This is a genomic window from Emticicia sp. (assembly GCF_049241225.1).
Lineage (GTDB): Bacteria > Bacteroidota > Bacteroidia > Cytophagales > Spirosomataceae > Emticicia.
The window spans coordinates 1-20,425 of sequence record NZ_JBMLRC010000322.1 but is presented as its reverse complement, the minus strand read 5'-3'; the positions used below and the strand labels follow the sequence as shown (position 1 = coordinate 20,425).

Here is a 20,425-nt window from a genome sequence, read left to right as displayed (position 1 = left end):
TTGAAGACCCAGCATAGTTTACCCTAGTCATTTCTTTAATTATGAATGTATTTTAAATACGTGAATCTATAAACGGTATTTTTGATACGTATAGTAATTATTGTTTAGGGGTATGTGTTTTGATGATTAAAGGAAGCCAAAGTTTTTTGGCTTTCTTTTTATCTTTACGTTTATAAACTTTTATACCTTACATTTATCATGAAGAATATCTTTGTTCTGCTGTTAATTTTATCTTCTTCCCTCATTAATAAAGTTGTAGCTCAAATTGATGCCGATAGCTTATTAAACGATTTGGATGCTGGTGCTACCCAAACCGAATTATTACCCAAACGTATGCTTTTATCGCAGAGGTTACTTTGGGGTGAGCGAGGGCTTTACAGAAGAGTTGGAATCGCACCCGAATTAACTATAGAAAATCGCGAAAGAGAATTACGCATTCGTCGTAATATGTTTAAGCTTCACCAAACGCTGGGTTTTATAACTGCCGCAGGCATGATAACCCAAGGAATTTTGGGGGCACGGCTTTATAATAATGAGACTTACAGTGACAAGCTTAAGAATATTCACGGGGCAGTAGCTACGGGCGTAAACATAGGCTATGCTACTACTGCTCTCATGTCATTTACTGCTCCGCCTGCTATGCTTAATCGTAAAGGAATCAGTAATATTAAAGTGCATCGATATTTATCTTATGTACATCTCTCGGCCATGATCGCAACCAATGTCTTGGGGCCTCGGATAAAAGAAGATTTTACATTGAAGCCCTACCACCGTGCTGCTGCTTATACTGCAGTTGGAGGCTATTTAGCCGCAATCGCCATGATTAAATTTGAATTTTAAGTCAATTTCTCAAACATCAATAGCAAAATGTCATTAAAATATAATTTTCTTGTTTTGATGCTGATTTCTTTTTTAGGAATCGCACAACAGCAAGATGTAAGCAAGATTTTTGCTGATAAAAGCGTATCTAAAGTTAAATACGCTATGAAACACCCCATGCACGAATGGGAGGGCATCTCGAAAGATGTAAATGCCGTAATGGTTTATAATAAAGCCAACAAAACAATTGATCAAATGGTGGTTTCACTTAGAGTTGATTCGTTTGATAGTGGAAACTCTAATCGTGATTCTCATGCCATAGAGGTTTTGGAAGGATTGAAATTTCCGAAAGTAACTTTTGTGAGTACTAAAATTAAACCTAATGGTAATGTGCTTAGTGTAGATGGTAATCTAACTTTTCATGGTATCACAAAGCCTATTACGTTTAACGTAAATCAGAATACGGCTGGCAATAAAGTTAGTTTTGACGGAAAATTTGAGGTATTATTATCTGATTACAAAGTAGATAGACCCTCGCTATTTGGTGTAAAAACTGAGGATTTTATCAATTTATCATTCAATTTAAGTTTTATTATTAAATAAAAACGAAAAGAAAGAATGGTTATCTATTAAACGAAGTAAATCAGACTACAATGAAAATGCTTAGCAAGATCCTCGTAATTATCTTATTTTCTACGGCTGCTTATGCCCAGCAAGATTTGGTGAAAATTTTAGCTGATAAAAGTGTTTCGGCTATAACTTATGCCATGAAACACCCAATGCACGATTGGGAAGCTGTGTGTAGAGATGTGAATGCGGTGATTGTTTACAATAAGGCATCGAAGGGTATTGAGCAAGTGGGAGTTTCGTTGAAAGTCCAATCGTTTGATAGTGGAAATCCGAACCGTGATTCGCATGCTTTGGAGGTATTAGAGGCATTAAAATATCCGAAAGTATCATTCGTAAGCACCAAAATAAAAGCTGCGGCCGAAATCGTAACCGTGGAGGGTAATCTAACCTTTCACGGAATCACGAAGCCAGTTACGATCATAGCCACACGTGAAGATTTTGTAAACAAGTTGGTCTTTGAGGGCAAGTTTGATGTGTCGTTGACTGATTATAAAGTAGAACGGCCTTCATTGTTTGGCATGAAGACCGACGATATGCTACATTTTAAGTTTAAACTTATCTTTAAACTCTAATTTATTGCCATTTGAGGGTTTCGAGAATATGCCTCGAATCTACTTTCATGTAATCAATGATAGGTTTGAGTGAATCATTTTCGGTGGCAGTCATTAGATAAACTGCACCTCTAAGGTAGTGCTTGGTGCTATCAGTCACGAAAAACTGATATGGGCTTGGCACTTCTCCTTCTAGCTCAAAAATTACCGCCCTTTTGCCGCTTTTAGTAGTCAAAATCTTATCAGTTATCGAATATGCTTTTTTGTCATGATTGAAGGCTAATTTTGCGGCGTCTCCCATCATATTTTGCAATCTGTTCAGATCGTTTTTTACCGGTTTATACGTAAACTGAATTCGGGTATTTAATTTCGGATAATAGACTATTATCCAATGAGGTTCGGCATGTTTGAAAGTATCGAGCTGAATAATTGCCTCTTTCGAATATTCAAACGAATAAGGGTGCTCATTTGGTAGCGTTTGATATTGATGCTGAGGTAAATCAATGCGATTAAAGCCGCGAGGTTTAGGCGAGTATTCTTGATTTGAATTTTTGCAACCTGCCTGCCAAACTCCCAAAATAATTAATAGTACTATTTTTATAACCTTTGTTTGGTGCATAAATTAGGTTTTCTTAAAAAATATAAACTCCTGTTTTTTCCTCGTCGCTCAAAATTACTTGGATATGCTCATTGAGGGTAGTTGAGAGCGAATAGCCCACATAATCTGCAGCAATCGGAAAATTTGGGTGATTACGATCCACGATTACGGCCACTTGTAATTTTTTGATTGGAATACTCAAAAAAGGACGCAAACTAAATGCCAGCGTTTTTCCTGTATTAAGCACATCATCACATAAAACGATGTTTTTATTTCGAAAAGTATCTACCTTACTTTCAATATTTATTTCGGGTTGCTCGGTGGCTTGCTTATTAAATGTAAGTTTGGCGATATATACCTCCATCTTTGAAATTTGTTGCAGTTCTTTCACTAACATTTCTGCAAAGACGAAGCCTTCACCGTGAATTCCTGCAATAATTATAGAAGGCTCCTCAAAATTTTGTTCATAGACTTGATACGCAATTCTGCGAATTTTTTGGAGGGTTTGAGTTTTATTCAGTAACTGATTCGACATAAATTAAACTTTTATTATGGCTTTGGATACCTTTATTACAAAAACGAAATATTTGGTTTGAATTTTGATAATACAAATTTAAAGCTTATTTAAACAGGTGCCATATCAATAAATACATATCCTTTTAATAATTTTTTGGCATAGTTTGTGTAAATGCTTTGAGTATATATTATTAACGAACAAAGATAGTCAAAACTTAATCATTATGAAGTTCACGAAATACTTAATGTCAGCAATCGTTTTCATTTTTCTTACGAGTGCCACCCGTCCAGGCGATGATGACACCAAGAGAAGCAGGGAAGATAATGAACTAGCTGACAGAATCAGGATGTCGTTTAGAGGTGGAAACCCTCGGATGTTGGCAAGTTGTCTAAACCAGCACGTTGAACTGGTGATAGATTCAGAAAAAATCGATTTCCAAAAAATTTCTTCTCAGCAGGCAGAGCAGATTTTTAAATCTTTCTTCCAGAAAAACCCTCCATTGGCTTTCCAGTATGTTTATCAGGGAGCGTCAAATGCCGATTTACGTTATAGCGTGGGTACGTACCGTAGTCGAAACAAAGATTTCTTGGTTTATATTTTAGTTCGTAGAGCCGATGCTAATAAATATGTGATCGACACGATTCAGTTTAGAGAGGGATGAGATAACTTTACAAATGACTTTTATTGATACTTCTTACAAAATAATAGGAAAGGCTCTGAAATTGTCAGAGCCTTTTTCTATTTTTGTGCTTTCAAATGATAAATAATACTTAGCTGGGGCTAAGGTCATAGAGAAGTTTTACAGTTTAGACCGATATTGACTCTCCCATTATGTATTTAATGACTATAAAAATAAGATGATTGTAAAAACTAAAAAATTTGCGTTAGACCCTAAAGAATATGTGAGTATCTCGTTTAAGCGTCACATGAAAAATGAGTGGAAATGGCTATTGATTCCTGCGGCTGTTTTCTTATTGGGTTTGGTATTACACTTTACGGGTGCTTATAAAAACTGGTGGATTCCGGTCGTGGCTGTAATTGGAGGTGGACTCTATGTATTGTTTTGGTATGCACAATTTTATGCGGCCTCGCAGATGGAGCAAAATAAGCAGATGTTCGACAAATTTATGTACGAAATAGATAGCCGCCAGATTTTAGTGAAAATCAACCAAAAAGAGGGTGGTATCATGAAATGGGAGAGTATCCAAACTGCCGAACGTACAGATGATGCATTTTTGTTGATTATCGGTAAGGGACAATTTCTTCGTTTTCCATTTTCTGTATTTAATAGTGAACATGATTTGAAATTATTTGAATCAATTTTGAAACGTAAAGAACTATTATAATAAAAGTATTTCGGAGCATTTACATGGAAAGTATTTCTTGTAAATGCTTCATAATGAGTGAGTTATGATTGGTTGGTAGCTCGTTTAAACTTTTGTTTGAGTAAATATTAAGAGTAGCCCAAAATTTTGTAAGTGATATGGCTTATTAAGCGGTACAATTTTTGCTTGCTTATTAGCATTCACGATGAATATAAAATTTTAGCTTTTCGATAGAAAGGATGGCTATGGTATATATATATGAAAAAACTTTGGTTAATGCTACTTTTTTCTCCTGTCCCCATGCTTTACTATGGGTTTTTTCTTCAGGATTTTTACATATTAAAGCAAATCGGTGGGCTAGAAGTCTTCTCAAATTTAACTTTGATTTTGTATTACATCCAATCAAAAAAAAGAAAGGATTTTGCATCAATCGATGCCTATTTGATTGAGGCTTTACTTTATACTATTGTAGGGGCGGTTCTTATATTTTTATTTAATGATAATCTACTTTTGATGTTTATACATACCGTCGGTTTTTATCTGACACATTTCATGTATATAAACGTATTCAGAAGCGAAGGAAGTGTTTTGCCCGCATTATCAACACTTATGCAAGAGTGGAAAATTATTTCACTAACAGTTTTGTTTTTTGTTGGATTAGTCTTTCTGTTAATTACTTATACTCCAAACAGCCTATTGCTGATAAGTTTTGTTTATTCGACTCAGATGATGTTATTGTGTTGGATGGCATATTTTAGACCTATTCCTCAAATAGCATTTAGTTTTGGTTTTTTAGGTGTTTTTTTTATGGTCATATCGAATCTATGGTTAGCCATCAACCTACTTTATCAAAGTCTTTGTCATTCCATAACAATATATTATATACTCTATTCATCTGCACAATTTTTGATAGTTGAGAGTGTTTTATACAATCAAAAGTTAAAGAGTGTTAGCTCGCCATTAAATAATCAATAGTGGCTAAGTCGAGAGCTTCTTCGACATTCATACCTATTCTAAGATAGTTGAGAGAAGTACGTAGGTAGTTCAACTCATCTTGTAGATTTGGTCTTACACCAGCAGTTTTTTCGAGCACTTGCTCAATAAATTCGGTCGGAATTTGAATATAGTCTTGCATTGTTTTTATAGATAGATTAGTTTCCTACTCAATCACAATATCAATGCCATTTTAATGTTTACTGACAAAAACTTATCCGGTGGATGAAAATATCTAATTAATGGCCAGCTTAATGACTTTGCTTAGGTTATTAGATAATAATCTGATAAAATAAATTCCAGATTTTAGATTAGATAATTCGAAGCGTTTTCCAAATTTCAAAGCTTTTGGTTGTAATGTTTCCTCATAGACTTCTCTGCCTAAAATATCAACTACCTGGATCTCCTCTACATCATTATAGTTTGCTTTAAGCTCGAAAATGCCATCGCTCGGATTTGGGTAAAGTTGCACCTCCATGCTATAAAAATCGCTTGCTTGTACTCCTTTTTCTACCACCAGATCTGTTACCCAGATACCTCGCCCAAATGTTGCTGCATAGAGCTTTTTGGTTGCGGAATTAATCTCAAGTTCGTGAATGATTACATTAGGCAAATTACTGATTAGTGGTTTCCACTCTTTCGTGCCTTCTATCAAATAATAGACACCTATATCCATACCTACATACAAAATATCGGTGTCTGCATCTGATTGATAAACGATAGTATTGGCAGGTAGATTTGGTAGATTATAACTGATGTTTTCCCAGCTTTTGCCGCCATTATTTGAATAAAAAACCTTTTTGCCTTCTTCGAAATTGCTCAAAGTAGCCCACACGCGATCTGGATATTTATCGTCAACGGTTAAGTAGGTAACGTATGAGTCTTTGTAGATATTATTGGTGATATTTTCCCAGAATTCGCCATTATTAACTGTCCGCCAAAGTTCGGCCGATTGCTTGAGCAAAGGTGTTGCTTTTTTTGCAATATAGATCATATTGGCATCTGATTTCGGAACCGCCAATGCCGTCGAAACTTGAGGATAACGAGTTGTGCCATAAATCCTAAAATTAGATATCGTACGTAGTTGTGATCTTTCGCGTGCTACCTCTATTTTATGAACATTTCCGCCAGCAATAATTACCTGATTACCAGCTTCGTTTATTACAAATGGCGTTGTCCACTCGCCGGTGTCACTATTATTTATAGGTGGAAATACTGGTAACTCACGTTTTTGAGCGTCGTTTAAATCATAAAAACCTATGTAGCCATATTGTGAAGAACCATACATGTAATTTTTGCTAAACGCCCCTTCCATACCATCACCGTCGAATTCGTTGGTCCATGGTCTTTCGTTTTGGCTCAAAAACATGTTATTATCTTGGGCCCCCGTAAGAATTTTAGAGCCATCGGACGAAAGACCTAACCTATAACAAGAAGTTGCGTTTACGCCTTTAGTCACAAACTTCCATGATAAATTAGCCACTGTACTTGGGATAATCTCTTTGGTTGAATAAACCCCGCCATCGTTGCATAAATAAATAGTTTTATTGAGGGGGTTATAGCCAAAGGCGTGTTGGTCTGGGTGAATTGTTGTGTAACCTGTAGCTTGTCGCCAAGAATTTCCACCATCATTACTTTCATTCAAGATCAATCCTCCAACATAGATGGTTTGTGGTTTTGTAGGGTGAACCATTATACACAAATCATAGAATCCTTGGCCGCCAGCGGCGTTGTAAGAAGTAGATAATAGATTTCCTCTAAAAGCTGATTTTTGCCAAGTTTCTCCGTTATCGGTACTTTTGTAAAATCCTTCGAAGCCATTATTATTATCACAACTTACTGCATAAACAATGTCGGGGCTACTCGGTGAAATTGCAATTTCAACTCTTTGAACGTTTGTTTTTCCGATTCCTGTTGTCAGATACCTCCACGTATTTCCATTATCTTCCGACTTCCAGATTCCGGCTTCACCTTGTTTGGTACTTGCTACATAGACCCCAGTAGCAAAGAGGATATTCGAATAAATTGGATGCTGAACAAGTGATGAAGTCATGCGGTCTAAAACTCTACTTTTCCAGGTATCGCCTCCATCGAAAGATTTAAAAATACCTTTTGTACCAACAACTACAACTTCTTTTGAGTTTTTCGGATTTACCCAGATCGTTCGGGTTATCGAATTTATACCCTCTGCGAGTTGATTTTTTAAGCCAGTTTGCTGCCAAGTTTTGCCTCCGTTTATACTTTTCCAAACACCGACTCCATAATAAGTATTGCGTTTACGGTCGGCTGTATATAGGTCATAGCCGATATAGGCAAAATCGGCCAAAGATATATAAATGGTTTCGGGGTTATTGGGGTCGAGTGTAATGCCACTTACTCGTAAGATCGGGAGATTATCTCCCAACGGTATGTATGATTCTCCGCCGTTGGTGGTTTTCCAAATACCTCCCTGGCCAAATCCAATATAAAATGTAAGAGAATCGCTCGGATGAAAAGCAATACAATTGACTCGGCCAATGCCGAATAATTCAGGACTACCATAAGGACCAGCAGGCACCCAAGATGATACTTTTTGGCGTGTATTTTGGGCGTTTTGTCTAAGATTTTCAATCGAGGTGGTGGCATTTAGCAAAACCTCACTTGATGGCATAGAGCCTGTGGTATCGATACGACGTAAAAGTTCGTGTTCATAACGAGCCATCCATTTCCAGCCACGAGTTTCTTTTGGCTGGCGAAAAAGCCAATCTCTAAACTTCTGCTCGTGATGAAATAAATTAGTTGATTCATTTAGGCTTGGAATACTCTCGTGAGTATTTTGAGCTACGACAATGAAGCTGTATATAAATAAAATTATGGTGAAGGCATGTTTCATGTAAAGTCTTTTACATTCATTTGTAAAAAGGATTCGATATTATTTTTTTGTAAAACATAAATCTACTTCAAAAACGCTACTTTAAAAAATTGTTAGCTTCATTTTTAGTTGAATTATACTCGGCATATTCTAAGCATCTTCGATATAATTCTTCGGCACGTTTGGTGTTTCCTGAGCGAATAGAAATACGAGCTAAGCCTGCATAAGCCATTGCAAAGTAATCGTTGGTGTAACGTTCGTTGGGTTGCATCTTTAATACGTTTACATACAGATCAGCTGCTGCTTTATCGTTTTTTCTAAATTTTTCATTGACTAAACCTTCAAACAAATTTCCCGCCAAAAGATACACTTTATCATTCGTGCGTTTTAATTGCTGAATAAGTGGTAAAGCTTCATCGATTTTTCCGTTCATAATTAAGCTTTCAGTATGACGCATAGTATAGACCAAATTATTCGGATAGCGTTCGTGCAGCCAATTAGAATAAATCAATGCTTTCGAATAATTAGATTCATATTTCAAGAAAATATTCATTAAATAAAATGAGGCTTCAATTCTTGAAAATACCGATTTCTGAACAGCTTGTTCGAGTTGTTGTAGACCGAGTTTTTTATTGCCATTCTCAAAGAAAATCATTGCGGGTTTTGCAATAGGGTGGGTTTCGGGATATTGAATCCTATAAAAATTATATAGGCCAGAAGTAAATAAAAACTCTGGATTCTTTTCGATATACTGTCTTCCATCTTTCAAGTATCCGTAGGCTTTACGCGACTCGTTGGCAGCTTTTACCTGTTCTTTTTTATAATTGAGTACTAATGCGATGTAGCCATGAGAGGCAACCAAAAAGAAAATTGCTTCTGCTTTTTTTGTAGGATCTTGAAGCAGGCTCTCAGCCGAAAGCTGACATTTTTCGAGTAATGCAAGATATTGAGCCAAAGCTTTAGGGTTTTGTTCGATCGGCAGATGTTGCCACTGAACCTGCAATGCACCTAGAAGCGGGGTAACAGGATGCTTCGGATATTTAGCTTTTACAGCGTGAAAATACGAATCAGCTTCTTTTAATTCGTAATTATAAAGCTTGTCTAATCCTTTGATAATCAATTGTTTGGATTCGGGATCGTTGAGTAATTGTGCGAATGATTTAACCGAAAACGTTAAGAAAAATAAAATTCCAAAAAAAAGTTTCATAAATCGTAATGGGTATTTTTTATAATAACGAATAAAATGCAAAAAAGCCTCCCAAATGGAAGGCTTTTTTTTGCTTCGTAACTTACCCTTTCTTGTGTAGTTAACGATTAATTTTGGTGTTTTGCTAAGTAGTTTAACACTGCTTCACGGCTTCTAAGGTTTACACCTTCATTTTGCATTGCTTGACCAACTGTTTTCTCGATTGTTACGTAAGAGAACGTAAGGTCAGTTTGTGGTGCATAAGATTTGATACCACCAATAGCGGCAGTTTGCGAACTGTAGTAGAATGTTACTTTTCCAGTCGAAATACCAAATCCTACTGTTTCGGTAGCACCGTCAGTTTCTTTGATCACTGTTCTTGGAAGGGCTACGAAATCTGTTCCGATTTTCACGTATGCAAAAACAAATGTTGTTGCTTTTACGTTAGCATCATTTACAACATAGGCACCAGTTTTACCAGTTGATCCAGTTCCGATACCAGGGGCATCAATAGTTCTCCATTCTGCAACCTTAACTGTTACCTCTGCACCTTTAACGTTTGCGTTTCCGTCTTTGCCTGCAGCACCAGTTGCACCAGTTGCACCAGTTGCACCAGTTGCACCAGCAGGGCCAGTTGCACCTTGTGGACCTTGAGCTCCTTGAGGGCCAGTTGGACCAGCAGGGCCTTGAGGGCCTTGGTCTCCTCTACATGACCAGAAAGCCACAGATAAAGTCAATGAAACTACTGAAAGGACTCTATAAAATTTGTTCATGATTTGATGGGTTTTGATTTTTTGGCTTCAGTTACGTAGCAATATTATTGAAATTTGTTCAACTTTGCAAACGCTAATATCGCTTTATTTATTTTACGGTGAAAATTTTTTCGTAAAAAATTGACCCATCAGTTACAACTGTAATTATTTTAGTGGAAAAAGTGATATTTTTATCAAAAATAGAGTTTAAAATACCAAACATTACTCATTATCAGATTTATTAACATTATGCAAAATTTAGATTGTCTCAATCAAGTAGCCGAATTTCATCGTACGTTTAAACACCCAATTTTAGATACACCGCAGATTCCTTCAAAACAACGTTGCGACCTTCGTGTTTCACTCATAGCCGAAGAATTGAAAGAACTTCAAGAGGCAATCAACGATAATAATATTGTAGAGGTAGCCGACGCACTGGCCGATATTCAGTATGTATTAGCAGGTGCAATTTTAGAGTTTGGTTTGGGTGAAAAATTCAGAACAATATTCGACGAAGTTCAACGCTCAAATATGAGTAAAGCTTGCAATACTGTGGAGGAAGCAGAGGCTACCATGAAGCACTACGCCGAAAAAGGAACGGAGTCTTATTATAAGGAAATAGAAGGGAAGTTTTTGGTGTATAGAAAAGGTGATGACAAGACCTTGAAAAATATCAATTATTCGCCAGCCGATTTAAAGAGTATAATTACCCCCCGCCCCTAAAGGGGAGTTTCTTATTCTCGAATAACTTAATTTTTAATAATTATGAAAACTAACCTAAATTCCCCTTTAGGGGTTAGGGGTGTTGGGGGCGTTGCTGCGGCACGCTTCCTCAAGTACGTACAAATTGATACGCAATCTGACCCTAATTCAGCATCGAATCCATCTACCGAAAAACAGAAAGATTTGAGTCGATTGTTGGTGCAAGAGCTATTAGATTTAGGCATCGTTGATGCTCATCTCGATGAATGGGGGTATGTCTATGCCACGATTCCGAGCAACACCGAGAAGGAAGTTCCAACGATTTGTTTTTGTTCGCACGTAGATACCTCGCCCGATTGTAGTGGGGCGGGAGTGAAGCCGTTGATTCATTTTAATTGGGATGGAACGGATATAATTTTGCCCGATGACCCAACTCAGATTATTAAAGTTGCCGAACATCCCGATTTGAAAGAGCAAATCGGTAACGATATCATCACTGCCAGCGGAACAACTTTGTTGGGGGCTGATAATAAAGCTGGAGTTGCCGAAATTATGGCTGCCGCTGAATATTTGATGCAAAACCCAAGTGTGAAGCACGGAACAATAAAGATATTGTTTACGCCTGATGAAGAAGTGGGTCGTGGTACAGAAAAAGTAGATTTAGAAAAACTCGGTGCCGATTTTGGCTACACAATGGATGGCGAAAGTCTTGGCACACTCGAAGACGAAACTTTTTCGGCTGATGGTGTGAGCCTCACTATTCATGGTATAAGTACACACCCTGGTTTTGCGAAAGGGAAACTCGAAAATGCCATGAAAATTGCGGGCGATATTTTGGCGGCTTTGCCCAAAGATACACTTTCGCCCGAAACTACCGAAGGCATGGAAGGGTTCATTCATCCAACCCAAATTTCGGGGATTCAAGAAGCAGTGAAACTTGATTTTATCATTCGAGATTTTACGGTTGCGGGGCTGCATGAGAAAGAAAGTCTCTTGCAAAATATTGTTAATCAGGTACTTGTAAATTATCCTAACTCAAGGGTTGATTTTAAAGTGATTGAGCAATACCGCAACATGAAAGAAGTTTTGGTGAATCATCCGCAGGTGGTTGACTTTGCTTTGGAGGCAATCGAACAAGCAGGTTTGAAGGCTGAAAAACGTAGTATCAGAGGTGGAACTGATGGTTCACGGTTATCATTTATGGGTTTGCCTTGTCCGAATATTTTTGCAGGCGAACACGCATTTCACTCAAAACACGAATGGGTGTCGGTGCAAGATATGGAAAAAGCTACCCAAGTGATTATCAATTTAGTGCAGATTTGGGAACAGCGTTCGTAAGTCATAAAATTCCTGATTATCTGGTCTAATATGGATTCATTATTAGGTGTTATTTCTGGATATTTGACAATTTATGTTGTAGAGACAAGGCATGCCTTGTCTCTACTTTGCATATGATAATTCCGATTTATTTCTTCAAGAATTCTTTCACTACTGCCACTGTTTTCTCTGCATCTTCTTCCATTGGCGTATGCCCTAAATTTTTGAAAACTACCAGAGTATCGTTCGGTAAATCTGTATGAAATTTTTCGCCAACTTCGAGCGGAATCAATAAATCTTTATCGCCCCAAATAATGAGCGTAGGCATTGCTAAATCTTTGATTTTAACGGTTTTATCATTAATAATCCCCTTATTTCTAAACTCCGACATCCTATCAATAAATGCTTGGCGATTGCCTTCACGGAGCGATAATTCAAAATAACGGTCAACCAAATCATCGCTTACTTTGCTTTTATCGGCATAAACATTTTCTACACTTTTCTGCACAATTGAGCGAGGCGTAACGTATTTAAACAAATTCTTTACAACTGGCCAACCTGCTACTCGAAAAGCAATCGGTACTGATTTTGACTTCATGGCGTATCCGCCCGCATCAACTAAAATCATTTTTGACACTTTTTCGGGATATTTTACCGCAAAATTCCACGCAATTGAGCCTCCGAGAGAGTTTCCTGCAATGATACACTGTTTTACGCCGAGTTTTGTCAGAAAATTATTGATGAAAGTTGCATAAAACTCTTGTGAGTAATCGCTCGTTGGATTTGGGCCAGTTAGACCATAAGCAGGTAAATCGAGTCTGATAATCTTTCTTTCGGTTTTTAGAGCGTTTACCCAGCCATCCCACGTATGTAGGCTCGCACCAGTTCCGTGCAGAAGAACTAACGGAATGCTATCAGTTGCTAAACCTTCAATTCTATAATGCACCGACATTCCATCGACTTCGATAAATTTTGAGTCAGCGTTGGTATATTTTTGTTTGAGAGTTTCGAGCGGAATATCATTCTTCCAAAATAATGCAGAAAGTCCGACAATAGCAATTAGAATGAAGATGAAAACGTATTTTAAGGTCTTAAAGAGCAGTTTCATGTGATGAAGATTTTTTCTAAATTTTATAAGTCAAATCTAATATCTTTTTCTTGAAAATTTTAAATTGTTTCATTATTTTGTGCAAATTTGTGAATAGAACATAACCTGTTAATATACCTATGGAAATTTCACCTAACAAAACCCTATTAGAATATTTTTATCATTGGGAGGCAACAACGCCCGATAAAATTTATCTTCGCCAGCCTTTTGGCGATGATTTCAAAGATTTTACTTTCAAAGAAGCTGGCCGACAAACCCGTAGTATTGCTGCCTATCTGAAATCGCTGAATCTTCCGCCGAAAAGTAATATAGGTTTAGTATCAAAAAACTGTGCCGAATGGCTCATTGCTGACTTCGCAATCATGATGGCGGGGCATGTTTCTGTGCCGTTTTATGCTACTTTGACCGATACTCAAATTAATCAAGTGCTTACGCATAGCGGTTGTGAGGTGCTTTTTGTTGGAAAATTGGATGATTGGGCAGGTATGAAATCGGGTATTCCTGCTAATGTGAAATGTATTTCGTTTCCTACTTACAACCCCGACGCTTCGCACGTACAATGGAATGATATTTTGGCTAAGCACGCACCCATGACCGAAAACTATGTGCCAAATTTAGCCGATATTTTTACGATAATTTATACATCTGGCACGACCGGAAACCCAAAAGGCGTCATGTTGAAATACGGAGCAATGGCAAGTGTGATTTATCATACCCGTGATGTGGCCAAATTGCACACCGAAAATGCTCGTTTTTTTTCTTACCTACCACTTTGCCACATTGCTGAGCGAAATATCATTGAAGCAGCAGCTATCACAATGGGAGCAACTATTTATTTTGCCGAAACTCTTGATAGTTTTGCCAAAAACTTGGCCGCTGCCGAACCAACCCATTTCTTGGCGGTTCCTCGAATCTGGACAAAGTTTCAGTTGGGAATTTTGGGGAAAATGCCCGAAAAGAAACTCAATACTTTGTTGAAAATTCCGATTTTGAATGGAATTGTGAAGAAAAAAATCAGAAAAGGTTTGGGATTAGATAAAGCTGTGATAATTCTGACTGGTGCCGCACCGATGCCCAATAGTTTGATTGTTTGGTTTAGAAGACTGGGTATAATTATTCAAGAGGCTTATGGAATGACAGAAAATGTTGGGGCGGTGTGTATGATGCCACGAGATAATGTGAAAGATGGAACGGTCGGGAAAATTTACCCAGGAATGGAAGTGAAAATTGCCGAAGGTTCGGGTGAAATCTTGACTCGCTCAAATTGGAATATGGATGGCTATTATAAAGAACCAGCTCTGACTGCCGAAACGATTGATGCTGATAATTGGATTCATACGGGCGATGTGGGAGAATTAGACGCTGAAAACTATCTAAAAATCACGGGGCGTGTGAAAGAAATGTACAAAACCTCGAAAGGTGAATACGTTGCTCCAGCACAAATCGAATTTGGTTTTGCTGATAATAATTTCATAGAACAGATTTGTGTAGTTGGAAACAATTTACCACAACCGATTGGTTTATTAGTATTGTCTGATTTAGGAAAAGCGACTGATAAACAGGTAGTTAAAGAAAGTTTGGAAACAACCCTTAGAGACCTAAATCCAAAACTAAAAAGTTACGAGCGTGTACAAAGATTGGTAGTTTTGCGTGAACCGTGGACGGTAGAAAACAATAAAATGACGCCTACGCTTAAAATCAAGCGAAATATTATAGAAAAAGAATTTGCCCCAAAAGTTGATGGCTGGTATAATAAATCAGAAGCAGTGATTTGGGAGTAAGTTTTTTTTAGTGTAGAGTTAAAAATGTAGAGTTAAAAATGTAGAGTTAAGAGTTCATTCTACATTCTTAACTCTACATTCTTCATTTATCTAAGAAGTCCTTCTGGAATCGGTTTCTCTAATAAATGCTTATAAATAAACTGCGTTTTTAGATTATCGAAATGAACCCCTTTATTTCCTCCCCAACCGTGGCGGCCATTCGGATAAAGCATAAATTCGAAATTCTTCTTTTCATCTTGCAATTTGCTGATTAACTGAATGCTATTTTGCATATGAACGTTATCGTCCATAGTTCCGTGAACAATTTGCAAAACACCTTTTAGTTTGCTCGTGTGAGTCAGAACATTGGCAGATTTATAACCTTCAGGGTTTTCGGCTGGTGTATCCATGTATCTTTCGGTGTAGGCACTGTCGTACAAACTCCAATCTACTACGCTTCCACCTGCCATTCCGTGGGTAAATACATCACTTCCGTAAGTCAAGGCATAGCAACTCATATAGCCACCGTAACTAAAACCTGTGATACAGATTTTTGTTGGGTCAGCTATTCCTTTGTCTATCAATGACTTAACGAGCGTTTTGTAGTCTTGCATTTCCCAGTAACCTAAATTACGGTGCATATAAGCCACACCTTCTTTACCGAAATGTCCGCTTGCACGGTGGTCGAGTGCCACCTGTATGATTCCTTCTTTAGCGTACCATTGTTGGCGAGCCGACCAAGTCCATTGGTCATAAACTGTACCAGCATCTGGGCCACCGTAAATGCTTACCAAAACAGGATATTTTTTTCCAGCTACCATATTTTGCGGGTAAGTGATTGTCATCGGTAAATCATAAATGCCATCATCACTTTTTACTCTCAAAAGTTCGGTTTTAGCCAAATTATAATTATCCATTTCTGCACCTTTGATACTGCCCAGTTCACGCACTATTTTACCTTCGTTGTCAACAATTGCCATGCTGGTTGGCGTATTGATGTTTGAGTAAGTAGTGATAAAATATTTAAGATTTGGCGAAGCATTGATATTTCGGTTGTTAAATGCACCAAAAGTGAGGCGTTTTAATCCTTTTCCATCAAAACCAACTTTGTAGAGGTCGAAACGAGCGGTGCTTTCGATACCACGAGCGTAGAAATAAACCACACGATTCTTTTGGTCGATACCTTCAACATTTTTTACCGTATATTTCCCTTCGGTGATATTATTGATGAATTTACCGTTGATGTCATACAAATACAATTGTTTCCAGCCAGTTTTATCGCTGATAATCATCATTTCTTTACCACCGTCCATAATCGTTAGGCGTTCGTCGGCTTCATCAATACCAATCCATGATTTTTGAGTTTCGTTATAAAGCTCTTTTTTACTACCATCTTTTGGCGAAACATTATACAGTTTTAGGTTATCATTGCCACGGTTAATCCATTGGAGCATCAAACCGCTACCATCTGGCAACCATTTTGGCCATCCAAAATATTGTTCGTCTTTTTCGTTGAAAGCAGCCCAAGTAGTTTTTCCACCCGCTGGCGAAACAAAACCAACTTTGGCTTCAGGATTAGGGTCGCCACTTTTTGGATAACGAGTTTCTTCGATAAAACCATGCTGCCCCTCGCTGCTATAAAGCGGAAACATCATCGTTTTTGATTCATCAAAACGCATATAAGCAATTTTCTTGCTATCTGGACTCCACCAAAACGCACGGAAACGAGTCGGGCGACCGAAGATTTCTTCCCAATAAACCCACGTTGCGTAGCCATTTAAAGTAGTTTTAGTGCCATCGGTTGTGAGTTTTATCTCTTTTTTGGCTTTGAAATCATACGAATAAAGGTTGTTTTCTTTTGTATAAGCAATGTAGCTGCTATCGGGCGAAAACATAGCATTTTTTTCTTCGGCTGGGTCGTTGGTTAGTTGCGTTTCTGTATCGCCGCTTTTCAAAAATAGGTTATTATTTTTGCTGATAATGGTTTTTACAGGTTTTGCCTTTGGGCGAAGTATTTCTTCGCTTGCTTCGGTCATTTTTCCGCTGCTCACTTCCAAAATCATTGATTTGGTTTCTGCTTCTGGCGAAAGTTTCTGAGTAACTAATACTCGCTCATCATCAAGCCAACGTTGAATAATTGGTAATGGTTGGGTGAAGTTTTTGGGTGTTTTACCCGACATTAATTCTTTTTCGTCAAAATCCTTCTTTTGAGCAAAAACTGCTGTACTCGCAAGGCAGAGAAGCAATAGAGTTTTTTTCATGTTTAATAGTTTGAAGATTACAATTGGACGTAAAAATAGTGATATATATGACGAAAATGACGATATGAAAGTCTAAATTTATTTTTTCAGTGAAATAAATTTGCTAAAATTGTAAAACTTAAGATTTTCCAAACTATATAAATGGATGAGAAACCTTACCCCTTTTCACTTACGAGAACTGAATTTAGGTATGAATTTGAGAGTGTTAGCCAAGAAAAGGTAGTTCAGAAAGTGGTGTTATTTACTCAAACAGATTCGCCTCAAATTTTTAATCTTGCTTTATTAGACGTTTTGGACAACGGAAAAATGAGTGATATTTCGGTTACGAATAACGATGATTTAAGGACGGTTTTAGCAACGGTGATAAAAATAATTGAGGATTTTTTGAATAAAAATCAAGATAGATTTGTTATTTTTAGAGGAAGTGATGACCGAAGACAAAGACTATACAGAATTGTAATTAGTCGAGAATTAGAATTATTACAGCAAAATTTTCAAATTTGGGGAGTTGTTGACAATGAACTCACTATTTTTGAACCAAATAATGAAATGGATTTTTATTTAATAGGAAAAAAATGAAAACAAATAAGAAAATAGTTGTGAAAACAACAGCCGAGCAAATCGTACAAAAAAAGTTAAATGAAGTAAATGAAATGCTCAAAAAAACAGATTTATCAAAATTAGGTATAACAAAATAGTTAAGATTAACTTTTATAATCATTTAATCTTAACTACTGTTTGTACAATCATTTCCTCCCCAAATCTGCCGTAATCGCCAAATAATAAAATGCCCCGACCGTTGGCCCTGCAATAAAACTTACGTAAGGTCGATTCAGAATATTTGTTCCTGCTATTTTGAATTGCAAGCCCCGTTTTCGGGCATAATACGTAAATTGTGCATCAACATTATGAATGGCTGGCACATTGCCCGTTGCCAATGCCGACTGCCACAAAAATCCTTCTTGATATTTATAGTTTAGCCCAAAACCAATGTTTTTTGTAAGTTTGCTATTGCCAAACCCGATATTCGCCATCCATCGAGGCGTATTGAAAGCTTCTTCAAAACCATCATTATTGGCAGTATTTCGGAGTTTTGCAAAAGACGTATTTACATTTAGTGAGAAGTTTTTATAAAAATTATAGTTCAATCCGATACTCGCACCGTAGTTTCTTACGATAGTTTTGGAGTTTGTCCACAGGCGATAGCGAGCTTGTTTGTTGCGGTCGTACATGTAAAATGCCAGCGAATCGGCATTAGTGCCGAGTGGCACATTGGCCTCAATCTGAGCCATGAAGTTTCGGTAAACATTATAATAAAAATCGGCATCGACAAAAAGTTTTTTGCCCACAGGATAACCTTTGTAGCCAATCTCAAAACTATTGACATACTCTGGTTTCAGATAAGTATAATCGTTTTTGCGGAGAATATTTTTGTTTTTGATGATGGCTTCATTTTGAGTTAGTTTATTGACATTTATATCTTGGTTAACTGCCGCCGTGAAATCATCAATGGTTTTTCGTAGATATGAATTTTCAAAAATACCTTGCGACATTATCGGTAAGCCACCCACCCGTTTTACTCCACCACTATTGATATTTGAAAAAGCCTCAAACAAACTCGGAAAACGATATCCGTTTTGATAAGAAAGTCGGAAATGATTGTTTTCGTTAAGTGAATAAACCAATGACGCTCGTGGATTGAAACGCAAATCGAAATACTGGTTTTTGTCAAATCGGAGTGTCAGTAAAAATTTGAGTTTTTCATCGAAAAAAGTTTTACTTCCTTGCACAAAACCGCCCGCTTTCCAATAATTGATATTTTTACCGCTCTCTTTTGGATTGATAAAATAATTTCCATCAGGCACTACAATATAATTTCGGTAATCGAAACCAGCCAATAAACCAAAACCGTTGTTTTGAAGTGTTGTTGAAAGTTTTTTGCTCAAATCTGTTAGGCCTTCGGCGTGAAGCATGTATGATTGTACTCGCAGAGCTGCACCTACATCCCAATTATTGATGTCAGCTAATTTTGTAATCAAATCATCAAAAGCTGGAGTATTTGGTTGTGGGCGACCTTTATCTGCTTGCGTTCTGGCCGAATTTAGGGCATCAATTACACTTTTTCCTGCTTTGGTTTGGGCATTATATTCGTTCGTAAAATCAGTAAACCAAACATTGTCAGACTTAAAACTACGGTCGATATTTTCGGCCATCGAACGTATATTATACGATTTTCCCGTATTTTCGCTTGTCAAGTAAGCTCTAATTTGCGTGCTTGGACTCTGGTAAGTTATTGCATTCTGTGACAAACGATAATCATTTAAACGAAAACGATTGGTGCGTTGATAAACATTATCGAGCTGAGCAATTTTGAAACTATATGCAATTTCGTGCTGAGGTTTGAAGCGATAGTTTAAAGAAAAATCAGCCTTGAGATTATTGATAGAATAGTCAGTTACTTCTTCTTCAAAATAGCCAGTTCGAGCAACTACATATCTTTTTCCACCGAGAGTCAACGTTCTTCGATTCGATGATTCATTGCCGTAGGAATTTACATAGTCAGCCCCTATATTATCTTTTCCAATCAAATTTACCGAAGTATTGGCCATGGGATTAAGGTCAAACGTTGAGTTAGCTATCCAATCATAGCCTTTCTGATAGCCAAAGTTCACTTTAAATGCCCATTTTTCGCTCCATTTCTTTGCATAACGCAAACTCGTTTCCGAAAATAATTTAGGGCCGATTGTTGGATTCGATAAGTGATTGACTCCAGTTTTTTGCTGAAGACTAAAACCTTCCGATTCAAAAGGATTGAGAGTAAGTAAATTTACCAAACCATTCAACGAATTCATGCCATACAATGCCGAAGCAACGCCAGGAATCATCTCAACTTGACGAATATCAAGGTCGGTTGGTCCCATTCCCGAAGCAATTGGAGAGCCAATGTGTGGTGCTTGGTTGTCAATACCATCTACTAATTGCACAAAACGAACATTGGTTGTGTTCGTAAATCCGCGAGCATTATAGACCCTAAAACCCAAACTTGGCGTAATCA

At 37.4% G+C, this 20,425-nt stretch carries 20 protein-coding genes; 11 read left to right on the top strand and 9 right to left on the bottom strand.

Annotation, left to right across the window (positions count from 1 at the left end; translation table 11 throughout):
* Positions 1-198 precede the first annotated feature (198 nt).
* Genes ACOVO2_RS17120 through ACOVO2_RS17110 form a run of 3 tightly spaced genes read left to right on the top strand, consistent with a single transcriptional unit; the run spans position 199 to position 2,021 of the window.
* Positions 199-840 carry a hypothetical protein gene (locus tag ACOVO2_RS17120; protein ID WP_421771152.1) on the top strand — a complete coding sequence of 214 codons (642 nt, stop codon included), beginning with the start codon at positions 199-201 and terminating at the stop codon, positions 838-840.
* A gap of 27 nt (positions 841-867) precedes the next feature.
* Positions 868-1,422 (top strand): YceI family protein, encoded by a 555-nt coding sequence (locus ACOVO2_RS17115; RefSeq protein ID WP_421771151.1) that lies wholly within the window; start codon positions 868-870, stop codon positions 1,420-1,422.
* Positions 1,423-1,478: 56 nt separating this feature from the next.
* A complete protein-coding gene (locus ACOVO2_RS17110) occupies positions 1,479-2,021 on the top strand; it encodes a YceI family protein (RefSeq protein WP_421771150.1) in 543 nt (180 codons plus the stop codon).
* A 1-nt stretch (position 2,022) separates the two neighbouring features.
* On the opposite strand, the gene gldD is transcribed toward ACOVO2_RS17110, so the two are convergent.
* Complete coding sequence (gldD, locus tag ACOVO2_RS17105) at positions 2,023-2,619, bottom strand: gliding motility lipoprotein GldD (RefSeq protein ID WP_421771149.1); 597 nt, start codon at positions 2,617-2,619, stop codon at positions 2,023-2,025.
* 13 nt (positions 2,620-2,632) lie between these two features.
* Positions 2,633-3,133 carry a phosphoribosyltransferase family protein gene (locus ACOVO2_RS17100; RefSeq protein WP_421771148.1) on the bottom strand — a complete coding sequence of 167 codons (501 nt, stop codon included), beginning with the start codon at positions 3,131-3,133 and terminating at the stop codon, positions 2,633-2,635.
* A gap of 205 nt (positions 3,134-3,338) precedes the next feature.
* On the opposite strand from ACOVO2_RS17100, the gene ACOVO2_RS17095 reads away from it, so the two are divergent.
* From ACOVO2_RS17095 to ACOVO2_RS17085, 3 genes are all read left to right on the top strand, one after another.
* Entirely contained in the window at positions 3,339-3,776 is a 438-nt protein-coding gene (locus ACOVO2_RS17095; protein ID WP_421771147.1) for a DUF4783 domain-containing protein, read from the top strand.
* Positions 3,777-3,972: 196 nt separating this feature from the next.
* Complete coding sequence (locus tag ACOVO2_RS17090; protein WP_421771146.1) at positions 3,973-4,461, top strand: YcxB family protein; 489 nt, start codon at positions 3,973-3,975, stop codon at positions 4,459-4,461.
* A 237-nt stretch (positions 4,462-4,698) separates the two neighbouring features.
* On the top strand, positions 4,699-5,415 hold the full coding sequence (locus ACOVO2_RS17085) for a lysoplasmalogenase family protein (RefSeq protein WP_421771145.1): 717 nt from the start codon (positions 4,699-4,701) through the stop codon (positions 5,413-5,415).
* On the opposite strand, the gene ACOVO2_RS17080 is transcribed toward ACOVO2_RS17085, so the two are convergent.
* The 4 genes from ACOVO2_RS17080 to ACOVO2_RS17065 form a co-directional block, all read right to left on the bottom strand.
* The gene (locus tag ACOVO2_RS17080) at positions 5,390-5,575 is read right to left on the bottom strand and encodes a hypothetical protein (RefSeq protein WP_421771144.1); all 186 of its coding nucleotides are present in this window, start codon (positions 5,573-5,575) and stop codon (positions 5,390-5,392) included. The two genes, ACOVO2_RS17085 and ACOVO2_RS17080, sit on opposite strands and share 26 nt — an antisense overlap.
* A gap of 93 nt (positions 5,576-5,668) precedes the next feature.
* The gene (locus ACOVO2_RS17075; RefSeq protein WP_421771143.1) at positions 5,669-8,305 is read right to left on the bottom strand and encodes a VPS10 domain-containing protein; all 2,637 of its coding nucleotides are present in this window, start codon (positions 8,303-8,305) and stop codon (positions 5,669-5,671) included.
* 76 nt (positions 8,306-8,381) lie between these two features.
* The gene (locus ACOVO2_RS17070) at positions 8,382-9,491 is read right to left on the bottom strand and encodes a tetratricopeptide repeat protein (RefSeq protein WP_421771142.1); all 1,110 of its coding nucleotides are present in this window, start codon (positions 9,489-9,491) and stop codon (positions 8,382-8,384) included.
* Positions 9,492-9,598: 107 nt separating this feature from the next.
* Positions 9,599-10,243: a hypothetical protein gene (locus ACOVO2_RS17065; protein WP_421771141.1), complete on the bottom strand. Its 645-nt coding sequence runs from the start codon at positions 10,241-10,243 to the stop codon at positions 9,599-9,601.
* Positions 10,244-10,471: 228 nt separating this feature from the next.
* Between ACOVO2_RS17065 and ACOVO2_RS17060 the strand changes: the two genes are divergently transcribed.
* Both ACOVO2_RS17060 and pepT read left to right on the top strand, forming a co-directional pair.
* Entirely contained in the window at positions 10,472-10,945 is a 474-nt protein-coding gene (locus ACOVO2_RS17060) for a hypothetical protein (protein WP_421771140.1), read from the top strand.
* A 42-nt stretch (positions 10,946-10,987) separates the two neighbouring features.
* A complete protein-coding gene (pepT, locus tag ACOVO2_RS17055) occupies positions 10,988-12,262 on the top strand; it encodes a peptidase T (protein ID WP_421771139.1) in 1,275 nt (424 codons plus the stop codon).
* 127 nt (positions 12,263-12,389) lie between these two features.
* On the opposite strand, the gene ACOVO2_RS17050 is transcribed toward pepT, so the two are convergent.
* Positions 12,390-13,349 carry an alpha/beta fold hydrolase gene (locus tag ACOVO2_RS17050; protein ID WP_421771138.1) on the bottom strand — a complete coding sequence of 320 codons (960 nt, stop codon included), beginning with the start codon at positions 13,347-13,349 and terminating at the stop codon, positions 12,390-12,392.
* Positions 13,350-13,468: 119 nt separating this feature from the next.
* On the opposite strand from ACOVO2_RS17050, the gene ACOVO2_RS17045 reads away from it, so the two are divergent.
* Positions 13,469-15,130 (top strand): AMP-binding protein, encoded by a 1,662-nt coding sequence (locus tag ACOVO2_RS17045; RefSeq protein WP_421771137.1) that lies wholly within the window; start codon positions 13,469-13,471, stop codon positions 15,128-15,130.
* Positions 15,131-15,216: 86 nt separating this feature from the next.
* Here the strand turns inward: ACOVO2_RS17045 and ACOVO2_RS17040 are convergent, their stop codons facing one another.
* Positions 15,217-17,370 (bottom strand): DPP IV N-terminal domain-containing protein, encoded by a 2,154-nt coding sequence (locus ACOVO2_RS17040; RefSeq protein WP_421771136.1) that lies wholly within the window; start codon positions 17,368-17,370, stop codon positions 15,217-15,219.
* A gap of 141 nt (positions 17,371-17,511) precedes the next feature.
* Between ACOVO2_RS17040 and ACOVO2_RS17035 the strand changes: the two genes are divergently transcribed.
* The gene (locus ACOVO2_RS17035; RefSeq protein WP_421771135.1) at positions 17,512-17,949 is read left to right on the top strand and encodes a DUF6934 family protein; all 438 of its coding nucleotides are present in this window, start codon (positions 17,512-17,514) and stop codon (positions 17,947-17,949) included.
* The gene (locus ACOVO2_RS17030) at positions 17,946-18,068 is read left to right on the top strand and encodes a hypothetical protein (RefSeq protein ID WP_421771134.1); all 123 of its coding nucleotides are present in this window, start codon (positions 17,946-17,948) and stop codon (positions 18,066-18,068) included. The genes ACOVO2_RS17035 and ACOVO2_RS17030 overlap by 4 nt, the downstream gene beginning before the upstream one ends.
* A gap of 48 nt (positions 18,069-18,116) precedes the next feature.
* Here ACOVO2_RS17030 and ACOVO2_RS17025 read toward each other — a convergent pair.
* The coding region (locus ACOVO2_RS17025; RefSeq protein ID WP_421771133.1) for a TonB-dependent receptor domain-containing protein at positions 18,117-20,425 on the bottom strand (2,309 nt) is incomplete at its 5' end.